The organism is Pseudomonas brassicacearum, from assembly GCF_003732265.1.
GTDB classification, from domain to species: Bacteria; Pseudomonadota; Gammaproteobacteria; order Pseudomonadales; family Pseudomonadaceae; genus Aquipseudomonas; species Aquipseudomonas brassicacearum_D.
Window position 1 is genome coordinate 1 of the sequence record NZ_MOBK01000288.1, and the last position, 281, is coordinate 281.

Genomic DNA, 281 nt, shown 5'->3' on the forward strand with positions numbered 1-281 from the left:
CGACATTCAAACCATGATCGGCGCCAAGGAACACATCGAACAACTTGGCGAAGGTGGTTTCGTCGGAGGTTTCATCGAGGCTCAACCTCAACCGTACTCGCCCCAGAATCCGCACATTGATCTGCGCCGCTTGTGCGCTTTCGATGATCGCGGTCTGGGTGCCGCCGACGTCCAGGGTCAGTGTGTCAAAGAAGTGCTGGTTGAGGCGGCTGACGCCATGCCGCTCAAGGCCGACAGCGAGGATGCAGGTCAAGCGATGCACACGCTGGGCAATGCGCTTG

At 59.1% G+C, this 281-nt stretch carries 1 protein-coding gene; it reads right to left on the reverse strand.

The genetic code is table 11. From position 1 onward, the window contains the following. A partial coding sequence (locus tag BK660_RS31315; RefSeq protein WP_148057525.1) for a hypothetical protein occupies positions 1-281 on the reverse strand: 281 nt, incomplete at both ends.